General features: G+C 52.7%; 19 protein-coding genes. 7 read left to right on the top strand and 12 right to left on the bottom strand.

What is annotated here, in order from left to right; genetic code table 11:
* Positions 1-47: 47 nt before the first annotated feature.
* Complete coding sequence (locus AB182_RS15540; RefSeq protein ID WP_039078743.1) at positions 48-278, top strand: DNA polymerase III subunit theta; 231 nt, start codon at positions 48-50, stop codon at positions 276-278.
* Positions 275-952: an exodeoxyribonuclease X gene (exoX, locus tag AB182_RS15545; protein WP_047370889.1), complete on the top strand. Its 678-nt coding sequence runs from the start codon at positions 275-277 to the stop codon at positions 950-952. The genes AB182_RS15540 and exoX overlap by 4 nt, the downstream gene beginning before the upstream one ends.
* On the opposite strand, the gene ptrB is transcribed toward exoX, so the two are convergent.
* The 4 genes from ptrB to AB182_RS15565 form a co-directional block, all read right to left on the bottom strand.
* The gene (ptrB, locus tag AB182_RS15550; protein WP_047370890.1) at positions 949-3,009 is read right to left on the bottom strand and encodes an oligopeptidase B; all 2,061 of its coding nucleotides are present in this window, start codon (positions 3,007-3,009) and stop codon (positions 949-951) included. The two genes, exoX and ptrB, sit on opposite strands and share 4 nt — an antisense overlap.
* Before the next feature lie 78 nt (positions 3,010-3,087).
* Complete coding sequence (locus tag AB182_RS15555) at positions 3,088-3,747, bottom strand: tellurite resistance TerB family protein (RefSeq protein WP_047370891.1); 660 nt, start codon at positions 3,745-3,747, stop codon at positions 3,088-3,090.
* Positions 3,748-3,843: 96 nt separating this feature from the next.
* Positions 3,844-4,191, bottom strand: coding sequence for a protein YebF (gene yebF, locus AB182_RS15560; RefSeq protein WP_047370892.1), 348 nt, complete (start codon positions 4,189-4,191; stop codon positions 3,844-3,846).
* A gap of 65 nt (positions 4,192-4,256) precedes the next feature.
* The gene (locus AB182_RS15565; protein WP_047370893.1) at positions 4,257-4,598 is read right to left on the bottom strand and encodes a YebG family protein; all 342 of its coding nucleotides are present in this window, start codon (positions 4,596-4,598) and stop codon (positions 4,257-4,259) included.
* Positions 4,599-4,732: 134 nt separating this feature from the next.
* Here AB182_RS15565 and purT point away from each other — a divergent pair, with 134 nt between their 5' ends.
* On the top strand, positions 4,733-5,911 hold the full coding sequence (gene purT, locus AB182_RS15570; RefSeq protein ID WP_047370894.1) for a formate-dependent phosphoribosylglycinamide formyltransferase: 1,179 nt from the start codon (positions 4,733-4,735) through the stop codon (positions 5,909-5,911).
* A gap of 50 nt (positions 5,912-5,961) precedes the next feature.
* Here purT and AB182_RS15575 read toward each other — a convergent pair whose 3' ends face one another.
* The 5 genes from AB182_RS15575 to zwf form a co-directional block, all read right to left on the bottom strand.
* A complete protein-coding gene (locus tag AB182_RS15575) occupies positions 5,962-7,101 on the bottom strand; it encodes a fimbrial protein (RefSeq protein ID WP_167337887.1) in 1,140 nt (379 codons plus the stop codon).
* Positions 7,102-7,138: 37 nt separating this feature from the next.
* Complete coding sequence (locus AB182_RS15580) at positions 7,139-7,825, bottom strand: fimbrial biogenesis chaperone (RefSeq protein WP_047370896.1); 687 nt, start codon at positions 7,823-7,825, stop codon at positions 7,139-7,141.
* Between the two features lie 208 nt (positions 7,826-8,033).
* Positions 8,034-8,672: a bifunctional 4-hydroxy-2-oxoglutarate aldolase/2-dehydro-3-deoxy-phosphogluconate aldolase gene (kdgA, locus tag AB182_RS15585; protein WP_039078734.1), complete on the bottom strand. Its 639-nt coding sequence runs from the start codon at positions 8,670-8,672 to the stop codon at positions 8,034-8,036.
* A gap of 39 nt (positions 8,673-8,711) precedes the next feature.
* Complete coding sequence (gene edd / locus AB182_RS15590; protein ID WP_047370897.1) at positions 8,712-10,523, bottom strand: phosphogluconate dehydratase; 1,812 nt, start codon at positions 10,521-10,523, stop codon at positions 8,712-8,714.
* A 232-nt stretch (positions 10,524-10,755) separates the two neighbouring features.
* Entirely contained in the window at positions 10,756-12,231 is a 1,476-nt protein-coding gene (zwf, locus tag AB182_RS15595; RefSeq protein WP_047370898.1) for a glucose-6-phosphate dehydrogenase, read from the bottom strand.
* 345 nt (positions 12,232-12,576) lie between these two features.
* On the opposite strand from zwf, the gene AB182_RS15600 reads away from it, so the two are divergent.
* Both AB182_RS15600 and pyk read left to right on the top strand, forming a co-directional pair.
* Complete coding sequence (locus AB182_RS15600; protein WP_047373323.1) at positions 12,577-13,446, top strand: MurR/RpiR family transcriptional regulator; 870 nt, start codon at positions 12,577-12,579, stop codon at positions 13,444-13,446.
* Between the two features lie 121 nt (positions 13,447-13,567).
* Positions 13,568-15,010 (top strand): pyruvate kinase, encoded by a 1,443-nt coding sequence (gene pyk, locus AB182_RS15605; RefSeq protein ID WP_047370899.1) that lies wholly within the window; start codon positions 13,568-13,570, stop codon positions 15,008-15,010.
* Positions 15,011-15,049: 39 nt separating this feature from the next.
* Here pyk and lpxM read toward each other — a convergent pair whose 3' ends face one another.
* From lpxM to znuA, 3 genes are all read right to left on the bottom strand, one after another.
* Entirely contained in the window at positions 15,050-16,021 is a 972-nt protein-coding gene (gene lpxM, locus AB182_RS15610; protein WP_047370900.1) for a lauroyl-Kdo(2)-lipid IV(A) myristoyltransferase, read from the bottom strand.
* Between the two features lie 117 nt (positions 16,022-16,138).
* Positions 16,139-17,467, bottom strand: a complete 1,329-nt coding sequence (gene mepM / locus AB182_RS15615) for a murein DD-endopeptidase MepM (RefSeq protein WP_047370901.1) — start codon at positions 17,465-17,467, stop codon at positions 16,139-16,141.
* 15 nt (positions 17,468-17,482) lie between these two features.
* Entirely contained in the window at positions 17,483-18,427 is a 945-nt protein-coding gene (gene znuA / locus AB182_RS15620) for a zinc ABC transporter substrate-binding protein ZnuA (RefSeq protein WP_047370902.1), read from the bottom strand.
* A gap of 78 nt (positions 18,428-18,505) precedes the next feature.
* On the opposite strand from znuA, the gene znuC reads away from it, so the two are divergent.
* Together znuC and znuB are read left to right on the top strand one after the other, a co-directional pair.
* Positions 18,506-19,261 (top strand): zinc ABC transporter ATP-binding protein ZnuC, encoded by a 756-nt coding sequence (gene znuC, locus AB182_RS15625; RefSeq protein ID WP_047370903.1) that lies wholly within the window; start codon positions 18,506-18,508, stop codon positions 19,259-19,261.
* Positions 19,258-20,043 (top strand): zinc ABC transporter permease subunit ZnuB, encoded by a 786-nt coding sequence (gene znuB, locus AB182_RS15630; RefSeq protein ID WP_047370904.1) that lies wholly within the window; start codon positions 19,258-19,260, stop codon positions 20,041-20,043. The genes znuC and znuB overlap by 4 nt, the downstream gene beginning before the upstream one ends.
* The last annotated feature ends 14 nt before the right edge of the window (positions 20,044-20,057 follow it).

Genomic DNA, 20,057 nt, shown 5'->3' on the forward strand with positions numbered 1-20,057 from the left:
CTGCAACAGGCTTAGTAACTTTTGCGGCATAACCTCAGGAGAAACGCATGAATACCAATCTGGCCCGCCTTTCACAGGAAGAGATGGACAAAGTCAACGTCGATTTGGCAGCGGCCGGTGTTGCTTTTAAAGAGCGCTATAACATGCCGGTGGTCGCTGAGGTCGTCGAACGTGAGCAACCCGAACACCTGCGCAACTGGTTTCGCGAACGGCTTATTGCTCACCGCCTGGCGTCTGTGAATCTGTCGCGTCTGCCGTACGAGCCGAAAAGCAAATGACAGCTGAAACCGTACTTCGCGTCATCGATACCGAAACCTGCGATTTGCAAGGCGGGGTCGTCGAGATTGCTTCCGTAGATGTGGTGAACGGGCAGATTATTAATCCCATGAGCCATCTTGTTCGCCCGGACCGCCCTATCAGCCCTCAGGCGATGGCTATCCATCGGATAACCGAATCAATGGTCGCCAATCAGCCGTGGATTGAAGAAATTATTCCCCATTATTACGGTAGTCACTGGTATGTCGCCCATAATGCCAGCTTCGACAGACGCGTCTTACCCGAAATGCCAGGCGAATGGATTTGTACTATGAAGCTGGCTCGTCGGCTTTGGCCCGGTATTAAATACAGCAATATGGCTTTGTATAAATCACGCAAGCTTAGCGTACAAACGCCAGCAGGATTACACCATCACCGGGCGCTTTATGACTGCTATATCACCGCAGCCTTGCTGATTGATATTATGAAAACATCAGGCTGGACGCCGGATCAAATGGCAACGGTCACCGGCAGGCCCGCACTGATGACAACCTTCACCTTCGGTAAGTATCGGGGGAAAGCCGTCGCCGAAGTCGCAGAACGCGACCCCGGCTACTTGCGTTGGTTGTACAACAATCTGGACCGTATGAGTCCGGAGTTACGGCTGACGTTAAGACATTATCTCGACGATAATTAATCCGCTTTGTTGCCTGGGAGCGTGCCTTGCGCCAGCGCGACCAGGAAAGCGAACTCAAGCGCCACTCCCTCGTAGGATTTAAAACGGCCTGATTTGCCGCCGTGACCGGAATCCATATCGGTACAGAGCAGAAGCAGATTGTTGTCCGTTTTAAGTTCGCGCAGTTTCGCCACCCATTTGGCTGGCTCCCAGTATTGCACCTGGGAGTCATGCAGGCCTGTTGTGACCAACATATGCGGATAGTCATGGGTACCGATATTATCGTACGGGCTATAGCGTTTTATGTAGTGATAGTAGGTTTCGTCCTGCGGATTTCCCCACTCTTCAAACTCGCCGGTGGTCAAAGGAATGGATTCATCCAGCATTGTTGTGAGCGTATCCACGAACGGTACCTGCGCGATAATTCCGTGAAACAGTGATGGTCGCTCGTTGATAACGGCCCCCATCAACAATCCTCCGGCACTACCGCCCATGCCATAGCAGAAAAGCGGAGAGCCATACTCCAGCGCCAGCAGCCCATCCGTAACATCGATAAAGTCGTTGAAGGTGTTCCTTTTTTTCAGGAATTTCCCGTCCTCATACCACTGCTGCCCCAGCTCCCCGCCGCCGCGGATGTGGGCAATGGCATAGACAAAGCCACGATCGAGCAAACTTAACCGGCTACTGCTGAAATCAGCATCCATGCTGGCGCCATACGAGCCATAGCCGTAAACCAGTAACGGATTTTCCCCTTTGCGAAAATGTTTGTGGTTATAGACCAGCGATACCGGGACTTCCACACCGTCCCGCGCCCGGATCCAAAGATGCTCGCTACGATAATCACTGGCGTCAAATCCGGCTACTTCCGTCTGTTTGATCACGCGTCGCTCGCCAGTGTCCATGTCAAGTTCAAACAAGGTATCCGGCGTCGTCATGGAGGAATAACCATAACGTAGCCGCGAGGTCTCCGGTTCAGGGTTATAAGCAAGCCAGGTAACATATGCCGGATCGTCAAAGGCGATTCCGGTGACTTCTCGCGTTTTCCGGTTGATCTGCCGCAGGCTGGTGAGGCCGCGCTGCCTTTCTTCAACCACCAGCCAGTCGGTAAACAGGGTGAATCCCTCCAGCATGACATTTTCTCTGGCGGGTATCAGCACTTCCCAACGTCGTTCATCACGTACTTTGGTGCGATACAGGCCGAAATTTTTGCCATCCCGGTTGGAACGCAAATAAAAGGAGTGTTGAAAATGATCGAGGCTGTAATCGTGATCTTTACGACGCGGTAAAAAGCAGAGCGGCTGAGCATCAGGCAATTCTGCATCCAGCAGCAGCACCTCACTGGTCGTCGCACTTGCAAGGTGAATAATGATGTAGTGCTGTGAACTGGTTTTACTCAGGCTGACGTAAAAGGTGTCGTCCGTCTCCTCATAAATCAATTCATCATGCGTGGATGGGGTTCCAATGGTATGGCGCCAGACCTGATAAGGAAGCAAGGTCGTGGCATGTTTACGCACATAATAAAGTGTTTCTGAATCGTTCACCCACACACAACCCGGTGAAACATTATCGAGCATCTCCGGATACCAGTTCCCGGTCTCCAGATTACGAAAGCGCACACCGTACTGGCGGCGCGAAAGGTAATCCTCAGATATGGCCATCAGCGTATTATCCGGAGAGATGGCAATCCCTCCCAGAGTATAAAATTCGCTATGCGCAGCACGCTGGTTCGCATCCAGCAGCACTTGCCACTCATCCCATTCAGCCGAGAGCGCGGACTGGCGTTGATAAATCGGATATTCACACCCCGGCTCGAAGATGTGGCGATAGCGATAGCCATTCTTAACATAAGGCGCTGAAATCTCACGCTGCGGGATACGTGAAATGATCTCTTCCAGCAGACGATCCTGTAGTGCCTGCTGAGAAGCCATAATGCAGCGACCGTACTCATTTTCTTGTTGCAGATAATCAAGTACGTCTGGCTGCGAACGGGTGTCGTCGCGCAGCCAGTAATAGTTGTCCAGACGTGTATCGCCATGAACTGTCATAGCGTGGGGAACTTGTTTAGCTTTCGGCGGCATAGCTCTGTTCTTATTTGTTTAACACACTATAAGGTTGGCAAAAGCCGCGCGTGATGCAAGCGAAACGAGAAAGTCGCGTTAGTCGATAAGGCTCTTTTTCTGTTGTCGAAGGTCTTCTTCGATCCCGTCCCGAACATCCTGCGGGATCTTAAGCGCATCGCCTAAGGCAGCAAGATAGCTGCGCTCCATAAAGTGATCGATATCTATTGCTGCGCAGCTCAGGAAATAGACTTCCAGCGCCTCTTCCTCATTTTTGATGCCAGCCGCAAGCCGATGTGGATCCAGCGGTTGTTCGATCGCTTTCGCAATCAGCGCTCTCCCTTTTTCTTCAATACCGGTCTCGTTCAGTTGTTGTTCGATAGCGGTACGTTCTCTGTCATCTATGTGTCCATCGCTCTTCGCGGCAAACACCAGGGCCAGAATCAGACGTTCGGTTCGCGCATCAATAGACGAGCTCTGTTGACCAAACTGCGCCTCTCCCTGATGGGCTGTGCGCACTTTGTCTTTGTATTTATTCCACAGGACGGTGCCCGCCACAGCCCCGCCCCCCACAAGCAGCGCGCTGGTACCGTATTTGGTCAGTAATTTACGCGAAGATTTGCTGGCGACCAGCAAACCGGCAAGCCCACCTAAAGCACCGGGCACGAGTAATTTGCCGAGGTCCTGCCCGCCGGAGGAAGACGCTGACTGGCCTTGCTGGCCAAGAAGAGACTGTAATTGGTTTAACCAGTTTGCCATGATTCCCCTCACTTAATCGTTTCGTAAACGAGAAGCCTAAGCGAGGGGGTGTCAGGAAATGTCTAAAACAGCAAAAGATGAGAAAAGGTCGTGGTGCTAACGAGGCTGATACTCCGCTTTTCCTGCTTTACAATCGATTTTGACGAGATAATGAATGTCTGTGCTCTTACCACGAACCGTTAAGGGAACATCCCATTGATCGTTCTTACCCCGAATGTCTTTCGGAGTAACCCAGGCAACGGGATCCGCCTGGCCAAGTTTTTTTTGATCGTCAGCCCAGCGTACGATGCGGTTTTGCAAGTAATCACGTTTGACGCTCGCAGCGATCCCCTCTGCATTCATTCCTTCGCAAGAGGGAAATTTAACCGATTTGTCAGTGGCAGCCGATGCGACTACGCTGCCCGCCAGTAATAGTGTACCCAGCAACACTCCTGCTATTTTCATGCTTTTCTCCTGTGCATAGAGCCCAATCAAAGCATGGTACAAATTACAGGCAGCGCAAGCCGGGATCAGGCAGCAGAGCGTTTCGCTTTTGACTTAATATCAACCGCCTCTGATGCTCCCACGTCTGCATCATCCTGAGCCGCTTCTGGTGCGCCCTCCTGGCTATCCGCACCGGGTAACTTACCGGATTTGAGGATATGGCTGAGCACCTCTTTTTGTTCAGCCAGCCAGAGCGCCATTTGATCGCGCTGGTCTTCTTCAAGCGTCACTGGCGCTTCGCCCAGCCAGCCTTCCAGTACCTCGGCCAGGTCGAGCATTTTATCGTAAGCGTCAGCTTCCTTTTTGCTGGCAAAAGACATTTTTTCCTCACCTTCACGAATCACAACATACTTGACTTCAACCGCCATGATGCAGCCCCTGTTAACTGTATTTATATACAGTATTTTACTGCACCCTTCGCCAGAGCGCAAGTCGTAAAAGACAGACGCAAACGTTTTCGTATATACTGCCGCCAGATTTTTTTTATGAAGGTCGACTTGCTATGACTCTATTAGGTACTGCGCTGCGTCCGGCGGCTACTCGCGTAATGTTATTGGGTTCGGGGGAATTAGGCAAAGAAGTGGCGATTGAATGCCAGCGGCTTGGCATTGAAGTCATTGCCGTAGACCGTTATGCCGACGCGCCCGCCATGCATGTGGCCCACCGCTCGCATGTTATCAATATGCTTGATGGTGAGGCGTTAAAATCACTGGTAGCACTGGAAAAGCCCGACTTCATCGTGCCGGAAATTGAAGCGATTGCCACCGATACGCTGCTGGAACTGGAAGCCCGAGGTCAGCATGTTGTCCCGTGCGCGCGGGCAACCAAACTGACCATGAATCGCGAAGGTATTCGTCGTCTGGCGGCCGAAGAACTGGCTCTTCCAACGTCAAGCTACCGCTTTGCCGACAGTGAAGAGGCGTTCCGTCAGGCCGTTGATGAGATAGGCCTGCCCTGCATCGTAAAACCCGTAATGAGTTCTTCCGGTAAAGGCCAGAGTTTCATTCGCAGTGCCGATCAGTTGGCGAAAGCCTGGGAATACGCGCAACAGGGTGGTCGTGCGGGTGCCGGTCGCGTTATCGTCGAAGGTGTGGTGAATTTTGATTTCGAAATCACTCTGCTGACCATCAGCGCATCAGATGGCGTACATTTCTGCTCTCCGGTAGGTCATCGTCAGGAAGACGGAGACTATCGTGAATCCTGGCAACCGCAATCTATGACCGACCTGGCGCTGGAACGCGCGCAGGATGTGGCGAGTAAAGTGGTATTAGCCCTGGGCGGCTATGGCTTATTCGGCGTTGAATTGTTTGTTTGCGGCGATGAGGTGGTCTTTAGTGAAGTCTCTCCGCGTCCACACGATACCGGGATGGTCACGCTGATTTCGCAGGATGTTTCAGAATTCGCCCTGCACGTTCGCGCCTTCCTCGGTCTGCCCGTTGGGCAAATTCGCCAGTACGGACCGTCTGCCTCTGCGGTGATCCTGCCTGCGCTGAAAAGCCAGAACGTCACGTTTGATAACCTGCAACATGCCGTCGGCGCGGGTCTGCAGGTACGTCTGTTTGGCAAGCCTGAAATTGACGGCACACGCCGTTTAGGCGTGGCGCTGGCAACAGCAGATACCGTTGAAGAGGCGGTTGAACGAGCGAAAGCCGCGGCGGCTGCGATTATCGTCGCGGGATAATGCCCTGCTTAGCCATCCCTGGGGTCAGCAGCGCCCCGGGGGGAGATTTTTTATTTGTACTCCACCAGGTAGGTCAGTTTTCCGTTTGCTTTCCCGGCTGTAACCGCCGATCCGGTTTTGATATAACGGGCATAGAGCGGAATGCTCATGGTGGTATTGGTGCCTGACACCATTATCCCTGTTGTCGGTTGCGAGAATTTCATGGGCTTAAGTGTTGAGTTTGAACTCGAAAGCTGAATCCCTATTCCCGTGGCGCTGTCTGCGCCGCTGCTGATGGCCATAATACCGTTGGTGTCATCAATGACGCTGGTGGCGGGGGTGAGCCTTAAGCTCCAGATGGCGTCAGTGGTAATGGGCGCAGCGACGGTAGTCACACCCGTGGATCCCCACTCTGACTGCAAGATATTGTACTGGTAGCTTTGCGCCCCGCCGTGATTGCAGTTGATGAGACCGATGGATGCATTAATCCAGGACGTTGCGGAATTTGCCGCAGTAAAATCCGAAGCCGAATGTTCACCCAGATTAACGGTTTTACTGGTTTCAGCCAGAGTGCAGGTAGGTTGAGTGAACGTAATTGAACCGACCAGCGTGGGGCGAAATACCGTAATATCACTGCCCGGAGAGCTGATCCCCCCTACTACTGATTCAAGTAAAGGCAGGGAAGTAAGGTCGAGTGAACTTGCCGTTATCTCCCCCGTTTTGATAAGTACAAAGGTAATATCACCTCCTTCAGAGGGTACTGAACATGAACGAAAACCATCAGAAAGATAACAACTTACAGATCCGTATGTTTTTACTCCTGGAGCATGGTTCGAAGTACTGGTCAAAATCACGACGCCAATCCCCTCAGTCCCGGTCTGATAGACTGTCCCCAGACCGCTTCCCTGCCAGGATGACGGCGGAGGCGTCGCGTCATCAACAAACTTTCCCATAACATAGTAATTATTACTGCTGGAAATATCGTTATTGCAACTAACACGGTTATAACCGTAGCTGTTATTTCGTGCTGTCATTCTGTATAACTCGGTACCAAGAGGAACATCTTTTGGCATGCGGATGTCTGCGGGTACGGCGTTTATTGCCCGGTTGATGACAGTTCCCAAGCGCTGATCAGCATTTGTCGCTGGCACTAATTGACACCAAGCATGGGCCGTAAATGAGAAAAGTGTACCGAACAATACAAGTACCATTAATATCGTCTTCCTTACCATCATCCTCTCCCTGGTTTTATTGTGTAACTGCGTCATAAATTTGTATCGCGCCATTATCATCTATCCATGTCACCCCAATCGGGGTCGATGCTTTCAGCGGTAGCGGGAAATCCCGCGTCTTGCCCGGTGCAATAATATCTACCGACCACTCCCCCTCTTTGCTCGTCACTGACACCAGCGACACATGCCATGCTGTGGGGTTCGTCACCGTTAACCCCTTTCCGTTGCTGTGCCAGACCAGTTCCTCTACCGCTTTGCCCGGGCTTCCACGCAACCCCGCCGGACGGTAAAACACCTTAACCCGTGACTGCAGTGCCACCTGAAGGCGGTTCTTCTCCCCTACGGGGAGTTTTACCGGCACATCCAGTACGTTGAGCCAGAACACGGATTCGCGGTCAACAGGCAATGTCGAAGCGTTGACCATGCGTAATCGCAACGTTTTGGCGCTGTCGCCATCCACTCGGGCTATCGGAGGAAAAATCACAAAGGGAGTGTGGTGGGTCGTTGGGTCAGCATTCACCTCGCCGTCATCAAGCCAGCTTTGCACTAATACGGGTTTACTGCTGCGGTTGGATATTGGCACGGTCACTTCACGATCGCGCGCGTTATAAATCACCCGCGTATTGTTCATTACAATGCTGGCCTGTGCCTGGCAGGTGGTTAACGTTGCCAATAGACTGATACAAAAAATATTCCGAAACATTCCCTTGCTCCCGTAAAATCCGGGACGTCCTTTCGACGCCAAAAAACTAACATTGTGCAAAGGCGAAGAATATAAAAGCGGGCACGAGAAAAAATAAGCTTATTGAAGAGACAAGTCTGTCTGGAATGAACGAATAAAAAAACCGGCACGTATGAAGGTACGTGCCAGTTGCTTATTTCATTCGGGATATTTCACCCGAAAAGGCGAATTACTTCGCGCCTTCAACCGCTTCGCGAGCCAGTTTCGTGATGCGGTCATAGTCGCCTGCTTCCAGCGCGTCGGCCGGAACCAGCCAGGAGCCACCGATACACAGCACGCTTTTCAGCGCCAGGTAATCGCGGTAGTTAGCCGGAGAGATACCGCCAGTCGGGCAGAAACGTACCTGAGAGAACGGCCCCGCGATAGCCTGCAGCGCTTTGGTGCCGCCGTTCGCTTCTGCCGGGAAGAATTTGAACTCTTTCAGGCCGTAGTCCATACCCAGCATCAGTTCCGAAACCGTGCTGATACCCGGAATCAACGGGATAGTGCCTTCGGTCGCGGCTTTCAGCAGCGGCTCAGTCAGACCCGGGCTTATCGCGAACTGCGCACCCGCTTCAGTGACCTCTTTCAACTGCTGGGGATTAAGTACGGTGCCTGCGCCGATAATGGCATCCGGCACTTCTTTCGCAATCGCGCGAATCGCATCGATGGCACAGGCAGTACGCAGTGTTACTTCAAGAACGCGCACGCCGCCAGCAACCAGTGCTTTCGCCATCGGGACTGCGTGCTCCAGTTTGTTGACAACGATAACCGGCACTACCGGGCCAGTTTTCAGGATTGCTTCTGCACTCGTTTTCCAATTTTTCATCAGAATTATTCTCTCGCCTGAACTAAAAATCTTGTCGTTTTAAAAAGTAATGCAGGTTGCGCCCTGCTCCGCACCGGAAAGTTTTTCTCGCAGTGCGCCAAACAGTTCGCGCCCGGTACCCACGCGCGCAGCGCTCAGGTCAGGAATATGCGGCTGACGTGCAGCAAGCTCATTATCATCGACCAGCAGCGTCAATTCGCCAGTCTGTCCGTTTACACGGATGATGTCGCCATCACGTACTTTCGCCAGCAATCCACCGTCATACGCTTCGGGTGTCACATGAATCGCTGAGGGCACTTTACCTGATGCGCCGGAGAGTCGTCCATCTGTAACCAACGCAATTTTGAAACAGCGGTCCAATAATACACCAAGTGGCGGCATAAGTTTATGTAATTCTGGCATGCCGTTCGCTTTTGGTCCCTGATGACGGACCACCACGACACAATCTTTGTTCAATAAGCCCGCATCAAAAGCCGGCAACACGTCATGCTGGCTCTCAAATACCACGGCCGGCGCTTCAATGACCTGATATTCAACCGGTACGGCAGAGGTTTTCATCACCGCGCGCCCAAGATTGCCGCTGAGCACTTTGGTACCGCCATGGCGAGAGAAAGGCTTTTCAATCGTGGCGATGACATCCGCATCCAGTGACGCTGCGGCCCCTTCACGCCAGTCCAGCTCACCGTTATTAAGCCAGGGTTCCATGGTGTAACGGGAGAGGCCAAAACCGGCTACCGTATTCACATCTTCATGCAGCAAACCGCCTTTGAGCAACTCACGCATCAGCACGGGTACACCGCCCGCCGCCTGGAAGTGGTTAATATCCGCCGGACCGTTCGGATAGAGTCGCGCCAGCAGCGGCACTACGTCCGACAGTTCAGAAAAGTCATCCCAGTTAATAATAATGCCCGCAGCACGCGCCATCGCCACCAGATGCATAGTGTGGTTAGTGGAACCACCTGTTGCCAGTAATGAAACGATACCGTTGACCACCACTTTTTCATCGACCATTTTGCCGATCGGCATCCATTCGCTACCGTTACCGGTTAAGCGTGTCACCTGGCGTGCGGCAGCCGAGGTCAGCGCTTCTCGCAGCGGTGCATCCGGATGCACGAAGGAAGAACCGGGCAGTTGCATGCCCATGAATTCGACAACCATCTGGTTAGTATTGGCCGTACCGTAGAAAGTACAGGTACCCGGCGCGTGGTAAGAAGCTGCTTCGGATTCCAGTAGCGCCATACGATCGACTTTACCTTCTGCATAAAGTTGACGAATGCGTACCTTTTCTTTATTTGCCAGGCCGCTGGCCATGGGACCTGACGGGATAAATACGGCGGGCAAATGACCAAATGAGAACGCAGCCATCGCCAGGCCGGGGACGATTTTGTCGCAGACGCCCAGGAACAATGCCCCGTCAAACATATTATGCGACAGTCCGACTGCCGCTGACATGGCGATCACCTCACGGCTGAGCAGTGAAAGTTCCATCCCGTCCTGACCCTGCGTAACCCCGTCACACATGGCTGGAACGCCGCCTGCCACCTGACCAACCGCATTCACAGAGTGCAACGCCTTGCGAATAATATTCGGATAGGTTTCGTAAGGCTGGTGTGCAGAAAGCATATCGTTGTAGGAGGTGATGATGCCGATATTGTTACGCAGCATACTTTTGAGCGAGGCTTTGTCATCAGGCTGACAGGCGGCAAAACCGTGGGCCAGATTGCCACATGCCAGCGAGGAACGGTGTACGGTTTCACTCTTCGCCTGATTGATGCGTTTTAGATAGGCCGTCCGGCTTTCGCGCGAGCGTTCTGTAATGCGATTTGTTACGCGTAACAATACTGGATTCATAAAGGCTCCTGAAATTTATCTGTCCGGGACAACGGTATTCAGGAGGTTTCAGCATTTGAAATTCAGCAAAAAACGCCGTCACACCGCGCCCAAAGGCAAAATCACTGTAGCCAGTGTAATAAAAAAAGCTCCGCTGGTGAATCCAGTCGGAGCTTGAAAGTTGAAATATTGGCCTGATTTCTGAGTTAGATCATGTTACCGGTAAAACTACGTAACATTCGCAACAACCTGATTACTCAAATTCATTCCAGGAGCGGCCATCACGGGTAATCATCGCCACAGAGGCAACCGGTCCCCAGGTCCCGGCCTGATATGGTTTCGGCGAGTCGTTGTCCATCGCCCAAGCTTCGGTGATAGAGTCAACCCACTTCCAGGCTTCTTCTACTTCATCACGGCGCACGAACAGTGCCTGAATGCCACGCATGGTTTCCAGCAGCAGGCGCTCATAGGCATCGGCCAGGTGTGTTTCGTTGAAGGTTTCAGAATAGCTGAGGTCCAGCTTAGTGGTCTGCAGGTTATGTTTGTGATCCAGCCCCGGCACTTTGTTCAGGACCTGGATATCCACACCTTCGTCCGGCTGCAGACGGATGGTGAGCTTGTTCTGCGGCAAATCTTGCCAGGACTCTTTGAACAAGTTGAGTTCAGGCGTTTTGAAATACACCACAACTTCTGAACATTTCGTCGGCAGACGTTTACCGGTACGCAGGTAGAACGGCACGCCCGCCCAGCGCCAGTTATCGATATCCACGCGAATAGAGACGAACGTTTCGGTGTTGCTGGATTTGTTCGCCCCCTCTTCTTCCAGATAGCCCGGAACTTTTTTGCCCTGGGCAAACCCGGTGGTGTACTGCCCACGGACGGTTTTCTCACGCACGTTCGAGCGATCGATACGACGCAGAGATTTCAGTACCTTCACTTTTTCATCACGAATACTGTCCGCAGTCAGATCTGACGGCGGAGACATAGCGATCATGCAAAGGATCTGCAGCAGGTGGTTCTGGATCATGTCGCGCATTTGACCCGCCTGGTCAAAGTATCCCCAGCGACCTTCGATACCCACCTCTTCCGCCACCGTGATTTCCACATGATCAATCGTACGGTTATCCCAGTTATTGACGAACAGGGAGTTGGCAAAGCGCAGCGCCAGCAGATTGAGTACAGTCTCTTTACCCAGATAGTGGTCGATGCGGTAGACCTGGCATTCCTCGAAATACTCGCCAACCTGATCGTTAATTTCACGTGAGGTGGCAAGCGAGGTGCCTAATGGTTTTTCCATCACGACACGGGCAGGTTTCGCATTCAGCTTAGCCTCACCCAGACCTTTGCAGATAGCGCCAAAGGTGCTTGGCGGCATCGCAAAGTAGTTAATAGTGGTGCGATTCTTCTGGTCGAGCATAGCGCCAAGGCGCTTAAACGCTTTGGTGTCATTGACATCCAGGTTGCAGAAATCCAGGCGGCCGCTCAGCGTGTCCCATAAGCTTTCATCGATTTTTTCCTTCATGAAAGTTTCGAGCGCTTCACGCACCACTTTTGTATAGGCTTCTTTATCCCAGTCGGCGCGTCCGACACCCAGGATACGCGTATCCGGATGGATCTGACCCGCTTTTTCCAGTTGATACAGGGAAGGCAGCAATTTCCGGCGTGCGAGATCGCCTTTCGCGCCGAAAATGACCAGGTCACATGCCTGGGCTGTTTGCGTTACCGCCATGTCATTCTCCTCAGTTGGCTATTCTGGTGCTTATGCCAGGTTTTAGTTGTAATTTTATTACACTGCACTGTACTGCTTTTACGTAATTATCGAAACCGCTAACGCTTGTCTACCTGTGCGCTGTAGGGCTCTTCGGCGAAAATCTGCTTTTTCACCGTGAAAATGCTGGATGTTTGCCTGATTCGCAGCGAATAAAATCCGACTGCGATCATGTAATGAAAAAAAACAACAACATTTAACGTTGTCACTTACCTCTCTTTGCGGCAGAAAGGTATATTCTTGCTAAAACGCATCACGATTTCACCTTTCTGTGGAATCGTTTCACTGATGAGCGATTCGTTAAAAATGAATATGCTGGAAAAAATCCAGTCTCAACTGGAACACCTTAGCAAATCCGAGCGCAAAGTGGCGGAAGTGATTCTCGCCTTCCCCGATCAAGCCATTCATTCCAGTATCGCCGCCCTCGCCCAGCAAGCGGGGGTCAGCGAACCCACGGTGAACCGATTTTGCCGCAGTCTCGATACCCGCGGGTTTCCGGATTTTAAATTGCATCTGGCGCAAAGTCTGGCAAACGGCACGCCCTATGTTAATCGCAACGTCGATGAAGATGACAGCGTCGAGGCCTATACCGGCAAAATTTTCGAGTCGGCGATGGCAAGCCTTGACCATGTACGTCAGTCGCTCGATATGGCGGCGGTCAACCGCGCCGTTGATCTGCTGACTCAGGCAAAGAAAATCGCTTTTTTTGGTCTCGGTTCGTCTGCCGCCGTCGCGCACGACGCGATGAACAAATTTTTCCGCTTCAACGTACCCGTTATTTATACCGACGACATCGTGTTGCAACGCATGAGTTGTATGAATTGTAGTGACGATGACGTGGTTGTGCTGATTTCGCATACCGGACGCACCAAAAGTTTGGTTGAACTGGCACAACTGGCACGTGAAAACGACGCCATGGTCATCGCGCTGACGTCGGCAGAGACACCACTTGCCCGGGAAGCGACACTGGCTATTACTCTCGACGTTCCGGAAGATACCGACATTTATATGCCCATGGTGTCACGTCTTGCACAGCTCACGGTTATTGACGTTCTCGCTACCGGCTTCACATTGCGACGTGGCGCAAAATTCAGGGATAACTTGAAGCGTGTCAAAGAAGCACTGAAAGAATCGCGCTTTGATAAGGAGTTCCTCATCCGGAGCGATAAACATTAATAGACCGATAGTAATAACAAAGTTGTAACATCTTACGCTGTTCGGTTAAATTCTCACTTTGGCAATTTAGCTGAATCCATGTTCACGCAACACCTGGTTGTTTTAGACAACGGAGTATTACATGTCCAGAAGGCTTCGCAGAACCAAAATCGTGACCACTTTAGGCCCGGCCACCGATCGCGATAATAACCTTGAGAAAATTATCGCCGCAGGCGCCAACGTGGTACGCATGAACTTCTCACACGGCACACCGGAAGATCATAAATTACGTGCGGATAAAGTGCGTGAAATTGCGGCAAAACTGGGACGTCATGTTGCTATTCTTGGCGATTTACAAGGACCGAAAATTCGCGTGTCCACGTTCAAGGAAGGCAAAGTATTCCTCAATATTGGCGATAAATTCCTGCTCGATGCCAATCTCGGCAAAGGCGAAGGCGACAAAGAAAAAGTCGGTATCGACTATAAAGGCCTGCCTGCTGACGTGGTACCTGGCGACATTCTGCTGCTGGATGATGGCCGCGTGCAGTTGAAAGTACTGGAAGTTCAGGGCATGAAAGTGTTCACCGAAGTCACGGTGGGCGGCCCGCTGTCTAACAATAAAGGCATTAACAAACTGGGCGGCGGTCTCTCGGCAGAGGCGCTGACCGACAAAGACAAAGCAGATATTGTGACCGCTGCGCTGATTGGTGTGGATTACCTGGCCGTCTCCTTCCCGCGCTGCGGCGAAGACCTCAATTATGCCCGCCGTCTGGCGCGCGACGCGGGTTGTGACGCAAAGATTGTCGCCAAAGTAGAACGCGCTGAGGCAGTCTGCAGCCAGGAAGCGATGGATGATGTCATCCTTGCCTCCGATGTGGTGATGGTTGCCCGTGGCGACCTCGGCGTGGAAATTGGTGACCCGGAGCTGGTGGGTATCCAGAAAGCGCTGATTCGTCGTGCGCGTCAGCTTAACCGTGCAGTCATCACCGCCACGCAGATGATGGAATCGATGATCACCAATCCGATGCCAACCCGTGCAGAAGTCATGGATGTGGCAAACGCCGTGCTGGATGGCACCGATGCAGTTATGCTCTCTGCGGAAACCGCTGCGGGTCAGTACCCGGCAGAAACTGTTGCCGCGATGGCGCGTGTTTGCCTGGGCGCCGAGAAGATCCCGAGCATCAACGTGTCAAAACACCGCCTCGATATTCAGTTCGATAATGTGGAAGAAGCGATCGCAATGTCGGCGATGTATGCCGCGAACCACCTGAAAGGGGTAACCGCGATTATCTCTATGACAGAGTCTGGCCGTACCGCGCTAATGACTTCACGTATCAGTTCCGGTCTGCCGATTTTCGCGCTCTCCCGTCATGAGCGCACCCTGAACCTGACCGCACTGTACCGCGGCGTGACACCGGTCTATTTCGACAGCGTAAACGAAGGTGTGGTAGCGGCTAATGACGCGGTAAATCTGCTGCGTGACAAAGGCTATTTGATTTCCGGCGATCTGGTGATCGTTACCCAGGGCGATGTGATGAGTACCGTGGGTACAACTAACACCACACGTATTCTGACCGTGGAATAAATAAACCAGAAAAGCAAAACCCCGCCAGGCGGGGTTTTTTTATTTCTTCGGGAATAACTCTTTGCGCTTGTACGGTTCAATCTCACCCGGCTTGCGCGTTTTCAGCAGTTTCAAAATCCAGGTGTACTGCTCTGGCCTCGGCCCGACGAACACTTCAACCTCTTCGTTCATTCGGCGCGCAATGGTGACGTCATCCGCAGTCAACAGATCGTCCATCGGTGGACGTACCTGAACGATCAGCCGATGCGTCGTCGCATCATAAACCGGGAAAAGCGGCACAATGCGCGCACGGCACACCTTCATCAAACGCCCAATCGCCGGTAGCGTAGCTTTATAAGTCGCAAAGAAATCAACAAATTCGCTGTGCTCGGCACCATGATCCTGATCGGGTAGGTAGTAGCCCCAATACCCCTGGCGCACGGACTGAATAAACGGTTTGATACCGTCGTTGCGCGCATGCAGACGTCCACCAAAGCGTCGACGTACGGTGTTCCAGACATAATCGAATACTTTGTTGCCCTGATTATGGAACATCGCCGCCATTTTCTGCCCCTGTGAGGCCATCAGCATTGCCGGGATATCTACCCCCCATCCATGCGGGACCAGAAAAATCACATTTTCATTATTGTCGCGCAGGCTATCGATAATCTCGCGCCCCTGCCACCCAACGCGCGACAGGATCTTCTCTGGCCCACGCATCGCCAGCTCCGCCATCAAAACCATCGCCTGCGGCGCAGTAGCGAACATCTCGTCAATGATCGCTTCACGTTCCGCTTCTGATTTCTCCGGGAAGCAGTACAACAGGTTGATCTGGGCACGCCGACGCGCACTCTTACCGAATTTACCGGCAAGGCGCCCAAGCGTCCCCAGCAACGGATCGCGTAAAGACGCAGGGAGCAGCGCTACGCCCGCAAACGCGAAAACACCTATCCACGCACCCCAGTAGCGCGGGTGACGAAAGCCTTCTTCAAATTCGGGAATGTATTCTGAATTGTTTTTCTTCGTTTCCATGCATGTTCCGCAGGCAAGTATTTCAATAAGCAAAGTGAGAATAGTGTAACGAGGTGCGTCAATTCCTACAAAAGAAAAAGCCGGCGCGTGCTGACGCCGGCTTGTACTCTGTAGGCGTTAATCGAATTTCAGTTGCGGAACGATGTCCTTCACTTGTGCCAGGTAGTCGCGGCGATCGGTACCGCTCAGACCTTCGGTTCTTGGTAATTTCGCCGTTAAGGGGTTCACTGCCTGCTGGTTGATCCACACTTCATAATGCAGATGCGGGCCAGTTGAACGGCCAGTATTGCCGGAGAGCGCGATGCGATCGCCACGTTTAACTTTCTGCCCTTCTTTGACCAGCAGTTTGCGCAGATGCATATAGCGGGTGGTGTAGGTACGCCCATGACGCACCGCGACATAATAACCCGCCGCACCGCTGCGTTTGGCAACAACCACTTCGCCGTCACCCACAGAGAGAACCGGTGTCCCCTGCGGCATGGCGAAATCGACACCCTTATGCGGCGCAACGCGGCCAGTTACCGGGTTCAGGCGACGCGGGTTAAAGTTGGAGGAGACACGGAACTGTTTCGATGTCGGGAAACGCATAAAGCCTTTCGCCAGCCCGGTACCGTTGCGGTCGTAAAATTTACCGTCGTCGGCGCGAATCGCAAAATAATCCTTTCCGTCAGAGCGCAGAAGAACGCCCAGCAGCTGGCTCTGTTCCTGTTTCCCTTCCAGCATTTCGCGGGACATCAGTACCGAGAACTCGTCCCCTTTTTTCAGCTTACGGAAATCCATTTGCCACTGCATCGCTTTAATGACCGCACTGATTTCCACATTGGTTAATCCGGCCTCTTTCGCGCTGCTGACAAAACTGCCGCCAACCGTGCCTTTCAGTACCGAGTTGACCCAGTCGCCCTCCTGAATCGCACTGGTCATTTTAAAGCCGCCATCAACGCGGTCATAAGTGCGGGTTTCACGGCGGGAGACTTCCCAGGTCATACGCTGCAGATCGCCGTCTGCGGTCAGCGTCCAGGAGATCTGCTGACCAATTTTCATGTTACGCAGGTCTTTATCCGCCGCCGCGAGCTGGCTGATATCACCCATATCAATGCCGTACTGATTCAGAATACTGCTCAGCGTATCGCCGGTCGACACGACATATTCGTGCACGCCCTCTTCGCCAGCCGTCTTATCATCGAGTTCATCCTGTGGAATGTCTTCGACTTCGTCGGGCATGGACTGATCAATAGGTTCACTGGCCTCAGGCAGCAGCGAACGAATCTCTTTCTTTTCCAGCTCGATGGTTTTGACGATGGGTGTCGGCGTGGATTCGGGGTGGTAGACATACGGTCGCCAGACGGCAACCGTAAAGGTGAGAACTGTAAGTGACCCCAGCATAACGCGATGGGGTCGGGGCAGATTATTAAATGCCAGGGCGACAGAGCGGGCTATCTGTTGCACGTATCCACTTCCTCGTTAATCTCCTTTCAGGCAGCTCGCATACTGGTTAGATAACTGGGCAAGGAACTGAGAATAGCTCTCTTTGCCAAGCTTGATACTGGTACCGAGTGGATCCAACGTTCCCATTCGAACGGATGTCCCTCTGGCAACAGCTTCAACGACCGCTGGCCTGAACTGTGGCTCAGCAAAAACGCAGGCTGCTTTTTGCTCAACCAACTGTGTTCTGATTTGATGTAAACGCTGCGCACCAGGTTGAATTTCAGGGTTGACGGTAAAGTGACCTAACGGAGTCAGCCCGTAATGCCTTTCAAAATAACCGTAGGCATCATGAAATACGAAATAACCTTTACCCTTCACTGGTGCCAGCTCGCTGCCAACCTCTTTGTCGGTTTGTGCCAGACTGGCCTCAAACGCTTGCAGGTTGGCGTCCAGCCGTGCTCGGCTTTGGGGCATAACTTCTACTAATTTATCGTGGATTGCAACCGCCGATAGCCGTGCAATCTCTGGTGAAAGCCACAGATGCATGTTGTAATCACCATGATGGTGATGTTCGTCACTATTTTCGTCGCCAGGATGGTCTGCGTCATGATCGTGCTCGTCATCATCGCTGCCCTTAATGAGTAGCGGTTTCACGCCTGGTAGTGCCTGCATGAGCACCTGTTTTGCCGCCGGAATCTGCTGCGCGGACTTGTCCATGAACGCTTCCATGTCCGGACCGACCCAAAAGACTAAGTCCGCGTTCTGCAAGCGTTTTACATCAGACGGGCGCAGGGCATAATCGTGCTCAGAAGCCCCGTCGGGGAGGAGTACTTCCGTTGTAGTGACCCCATCCACAATGGCGGATGCGATAAACCCCAGAGGCTTGAGCGACGCGACAACAGCAGCGTTTGCGGTGCCGGTTACCCCGCCTGCCAGTGCAGTGAAAAGCGCTGCGCAAAGAAGCGTATTTTTATGTAACATAATGCGACTAATTATCGTAATGAATATGTGGAATGTGATATTATAACATTCGACAACTTGTGCAACCCTTTAAATGCTATGACTAATCTGGTAACGCTGGAAAATGTCTCCGTCAGTTTCGGTCAAAGACGCGTGCTGTCTGACATTTCGCTCACTCTACAACCCGGTAAAATTCTTACCCTGCTCGGCCCTAATGGCGCGGGTAAATCGACGCTGGTGCGCGTGGTACTGGGACTGGTAGCACCCGATACCGGGACGATCAAGCGCGGCAATGCCCTGCGTATTGGTTATGTGCCGCAAAAACTGCATCTCGACGCCACACTGCCGCTGACCGTGGGTCGCTTTATGCGTCTGCGTCCGGGTACCCGAAAAGATGACATTGTTCCGGCACTTAAACGTGTGAATGCCGCACACCTTGTCGATGCCCCGATGCAAAAATTATCCGGTGGTGAAACGCAACGCGTATTACTGGCGCGCGCGCTGCTCAATCAACCTCAGTTGCTGGTACTGGATGAGCCGACACAAGGGGTCGATGTTAACGGTCAGGTCGCCCTGTACGATCTCATCGATCAATTACGCCGCGAACTCGACTGCGCCGTATTGATGGTCTCCCATGATCTGCATCTGGTGATGGCTAAAACGGATGAAGTCCTCTGTCTGAATCACCATATTTGCTGCTCCGGCGCACCAGAAGTGGTCTCCACGCACCCTGAATTTATCTCCATGTTCGGCCCTCGCGGCGCGGAACAACTGGGTATTTATCGCCACCGCCATAATCACCGTCATGATTTGCAGGGGCGCATTATATTACGTCAGGGAAATGGACGCGGATGATTGAATTACTGTTGCCCGGCTGGTTGGCCGGGATGATGCTCGCCTGCGCCGCAGGCCCCTTGGGCTCATTTGTGGTCTGGCGCCGCATGTCCTATTTTGGCGATACCCTCGCCCACGCCTCGTTGCTGGGTGTCGCTTTCGGTCTGCTGCTCGACATTAACCCTTTTTATGCGGTGATTGCTGTCACGCTGCTGCTTGCCGCCGGACTGGTCTGGCTGGAAAAACGCCCTCACCTTGCCATTGATACATTGCTGGGGATTATGGCTCATAGCGCCTTATCCCTTGGCATGGTGGTTGTCAGCCTGATGTCGAATATACGCGTCGATTTGATGGCCTACCTTTTTGGTGACCTGCTGGCAGTCACCCCCACGGACTTGCTCTCCATTGCTGCGGGTGTCGTGCTGGTTATCGGGATCCTGTTCTGGCAGTGGCGTAACCTGCTTTCGATGACTATCAGTCCGGAACTGGCATTTGTCGATGGCGTGAAGTTGCAGCGTGTGAAGTTGCTGTTAATGCTGGTCACGGCGTTGACAATTGGGGTGGCGATGAAGTTTGTCGGGGCGCTGATTATCACGTCTCTGCTGATAATACCCGCAGCCACCGCGCGCCGCTTTGCCCGCACGCCAGAACAAATGGCGGGTATCGCCGTGGGCGTCGGCATGATCGCTGTCACCGGTGGGCTAACGTTCTCCGCTTTTTATGACACGCCAGCAGGACCGTCTGTTGTGCTGTGTGCCGCGCTGCTATTCATTTTCAGCATGATGAAAAAAAGCGCCACCTGAGCTTTCGTCTAAGG

Origin of the sequence: Phytobacter ursingii (genome assembly GCF_001022135.1) — a bacterium.
Taxonomy (GTDB): domain Bacteria; phylum Pseudomonadota; class Gammaproteobacteria; order Enterobacterales; family Enterobacteriaceae; genus Phytobacter; species Phytobacter ursingii.

What these genes read in the sequence shown, in the direction of transcription:
- AB182_RS15540 (WP_039078743.1), top strand. Translation starts at nt 48, where the DNA reads ATGAATACCAATCTGGCCCGCCTTTCACAGGAAGAGATGGACAAAGTC.
- exoX (WP_047370889.1), top strand. Translation starts at nt 275, where the DNA reads ATGACAGCTGAAACCGTACTTCGCGTCATCGATACCGAAACCTGCGAT.
- ptrB (WP_047370890.1), bottom strand. Translation starts at nt 3,009, where the DNA reads ATGCCGCCGAAAGCTAAACAAGTTCCCCACGCTATGACAGTTCATGGC.
- AB182_RS15555 (WP_047370891.1), bottom strand. Translation starts at nt 3,747, where the DNA reads ATGGCAAACTGGTTAAACCAATTACAGTCTCTTCTTGGCCAGCAAGGC.
- yebF (WP_047370892.1), bottom strand. Translation starts at nt 4,191, where the DNA reads ATGAAAATAGCAGGAGTGTTGCTGGGTACACTATTACTGGCGGGCAGC.
- AB182_RS15565 (WP_047370893.1), bottom strand. Translation starts at nt 4,598, where the DNA reads ATGGCGGTTGAAGTCAAGTATGTTGTGATTCGTGAAGGTGAGGAAAAA.
- purT (WP_047370894.1), top strand. Translation starts at nt 4,733, where the DNA reads ATGACTCTATTAGGTACTGCGCTGCGTCCGGCGGCTACTCGCGTAATG.
- AB182_RS15575 (WP_167337887.1), bottom strand. Translation starts at nt 7,101, where the DNA reads ATGGTACTTGTATTGTTCGGTACACTTTTCTCATTTACGGCCCATGCT.
- AB182_RS15580 (WP_047370896.1), bottom strand. Translation starts at nt 7,825, where the DNA reads ATGTTTCGGAATATTTTTTGTATCAGTCTATTGGCAACGTTAACCACC.
- kdgA (WP_039078734.1), bottom strand. Translation starts at nt 8,672, where the DNA reads ATGAAAAATTGGAAAACGAGTGCAGAAGCAATCCTGAAAACTGGCCCG.
- edd (WP_047370897.1), bottom strand. Translation starts at nt 10,523, where the DNA reads ATGAATCCAGTATTGTTACGCGTAACAAATCGCATTACAGAACGCTCG.
- zwf (WP_047370898.1), bottom strand. Translation starts at nt 12,231, where the DNA reads ATGGCGGTAACGCAAACAGCCCAGGCATGTGACCTGGTCATTTTCGGC.
- AB182_RS15600 (WP_047373323.1), top strand. Translation starts at nt 12,577, where the DNA reads ATGAATATGCTGGAAAAAATCCAGTCTCAACTGGAACACCTTAGCAAA.
- pyk (WP_047370899.1), top strand. Translation starts at nt 13,568, where the DNA reads ATGTCCAGAAGGCTTCGCAGAACCAAAATCGTGACCACTTTAGGCCCG.
- lpxM (WP_047370900.1), bottom strand. Translation starts at nt 16,021, where the DNA reads ATGGAAACGAAGAAAAACAATTCAGAATACATTCCCGAATTTGAAGAA.
- znuA (WP_047370902.1), bottom strand. Translation starts at nt 18,427, where the DNA reads ATGTTACATAAAAATACGCTTCTTTGCGCAGCGCTTTTCACTGCACTG.
- znuC (WP_047370903.1), top strand. Translation starts at nt 18,506, where the DNA reads ATGACTAATCTGGTAACGCTGGAAAATGTCTCCGTCAGTTTCGGTCAA.
- znuB (WP_047370904.1), top strand. Translation starts at nt 19,258, where the DNA reads ATGATTGAATTACTGTTGCCCGGCTGGTTGGCCGGGATGATGCTCGCC.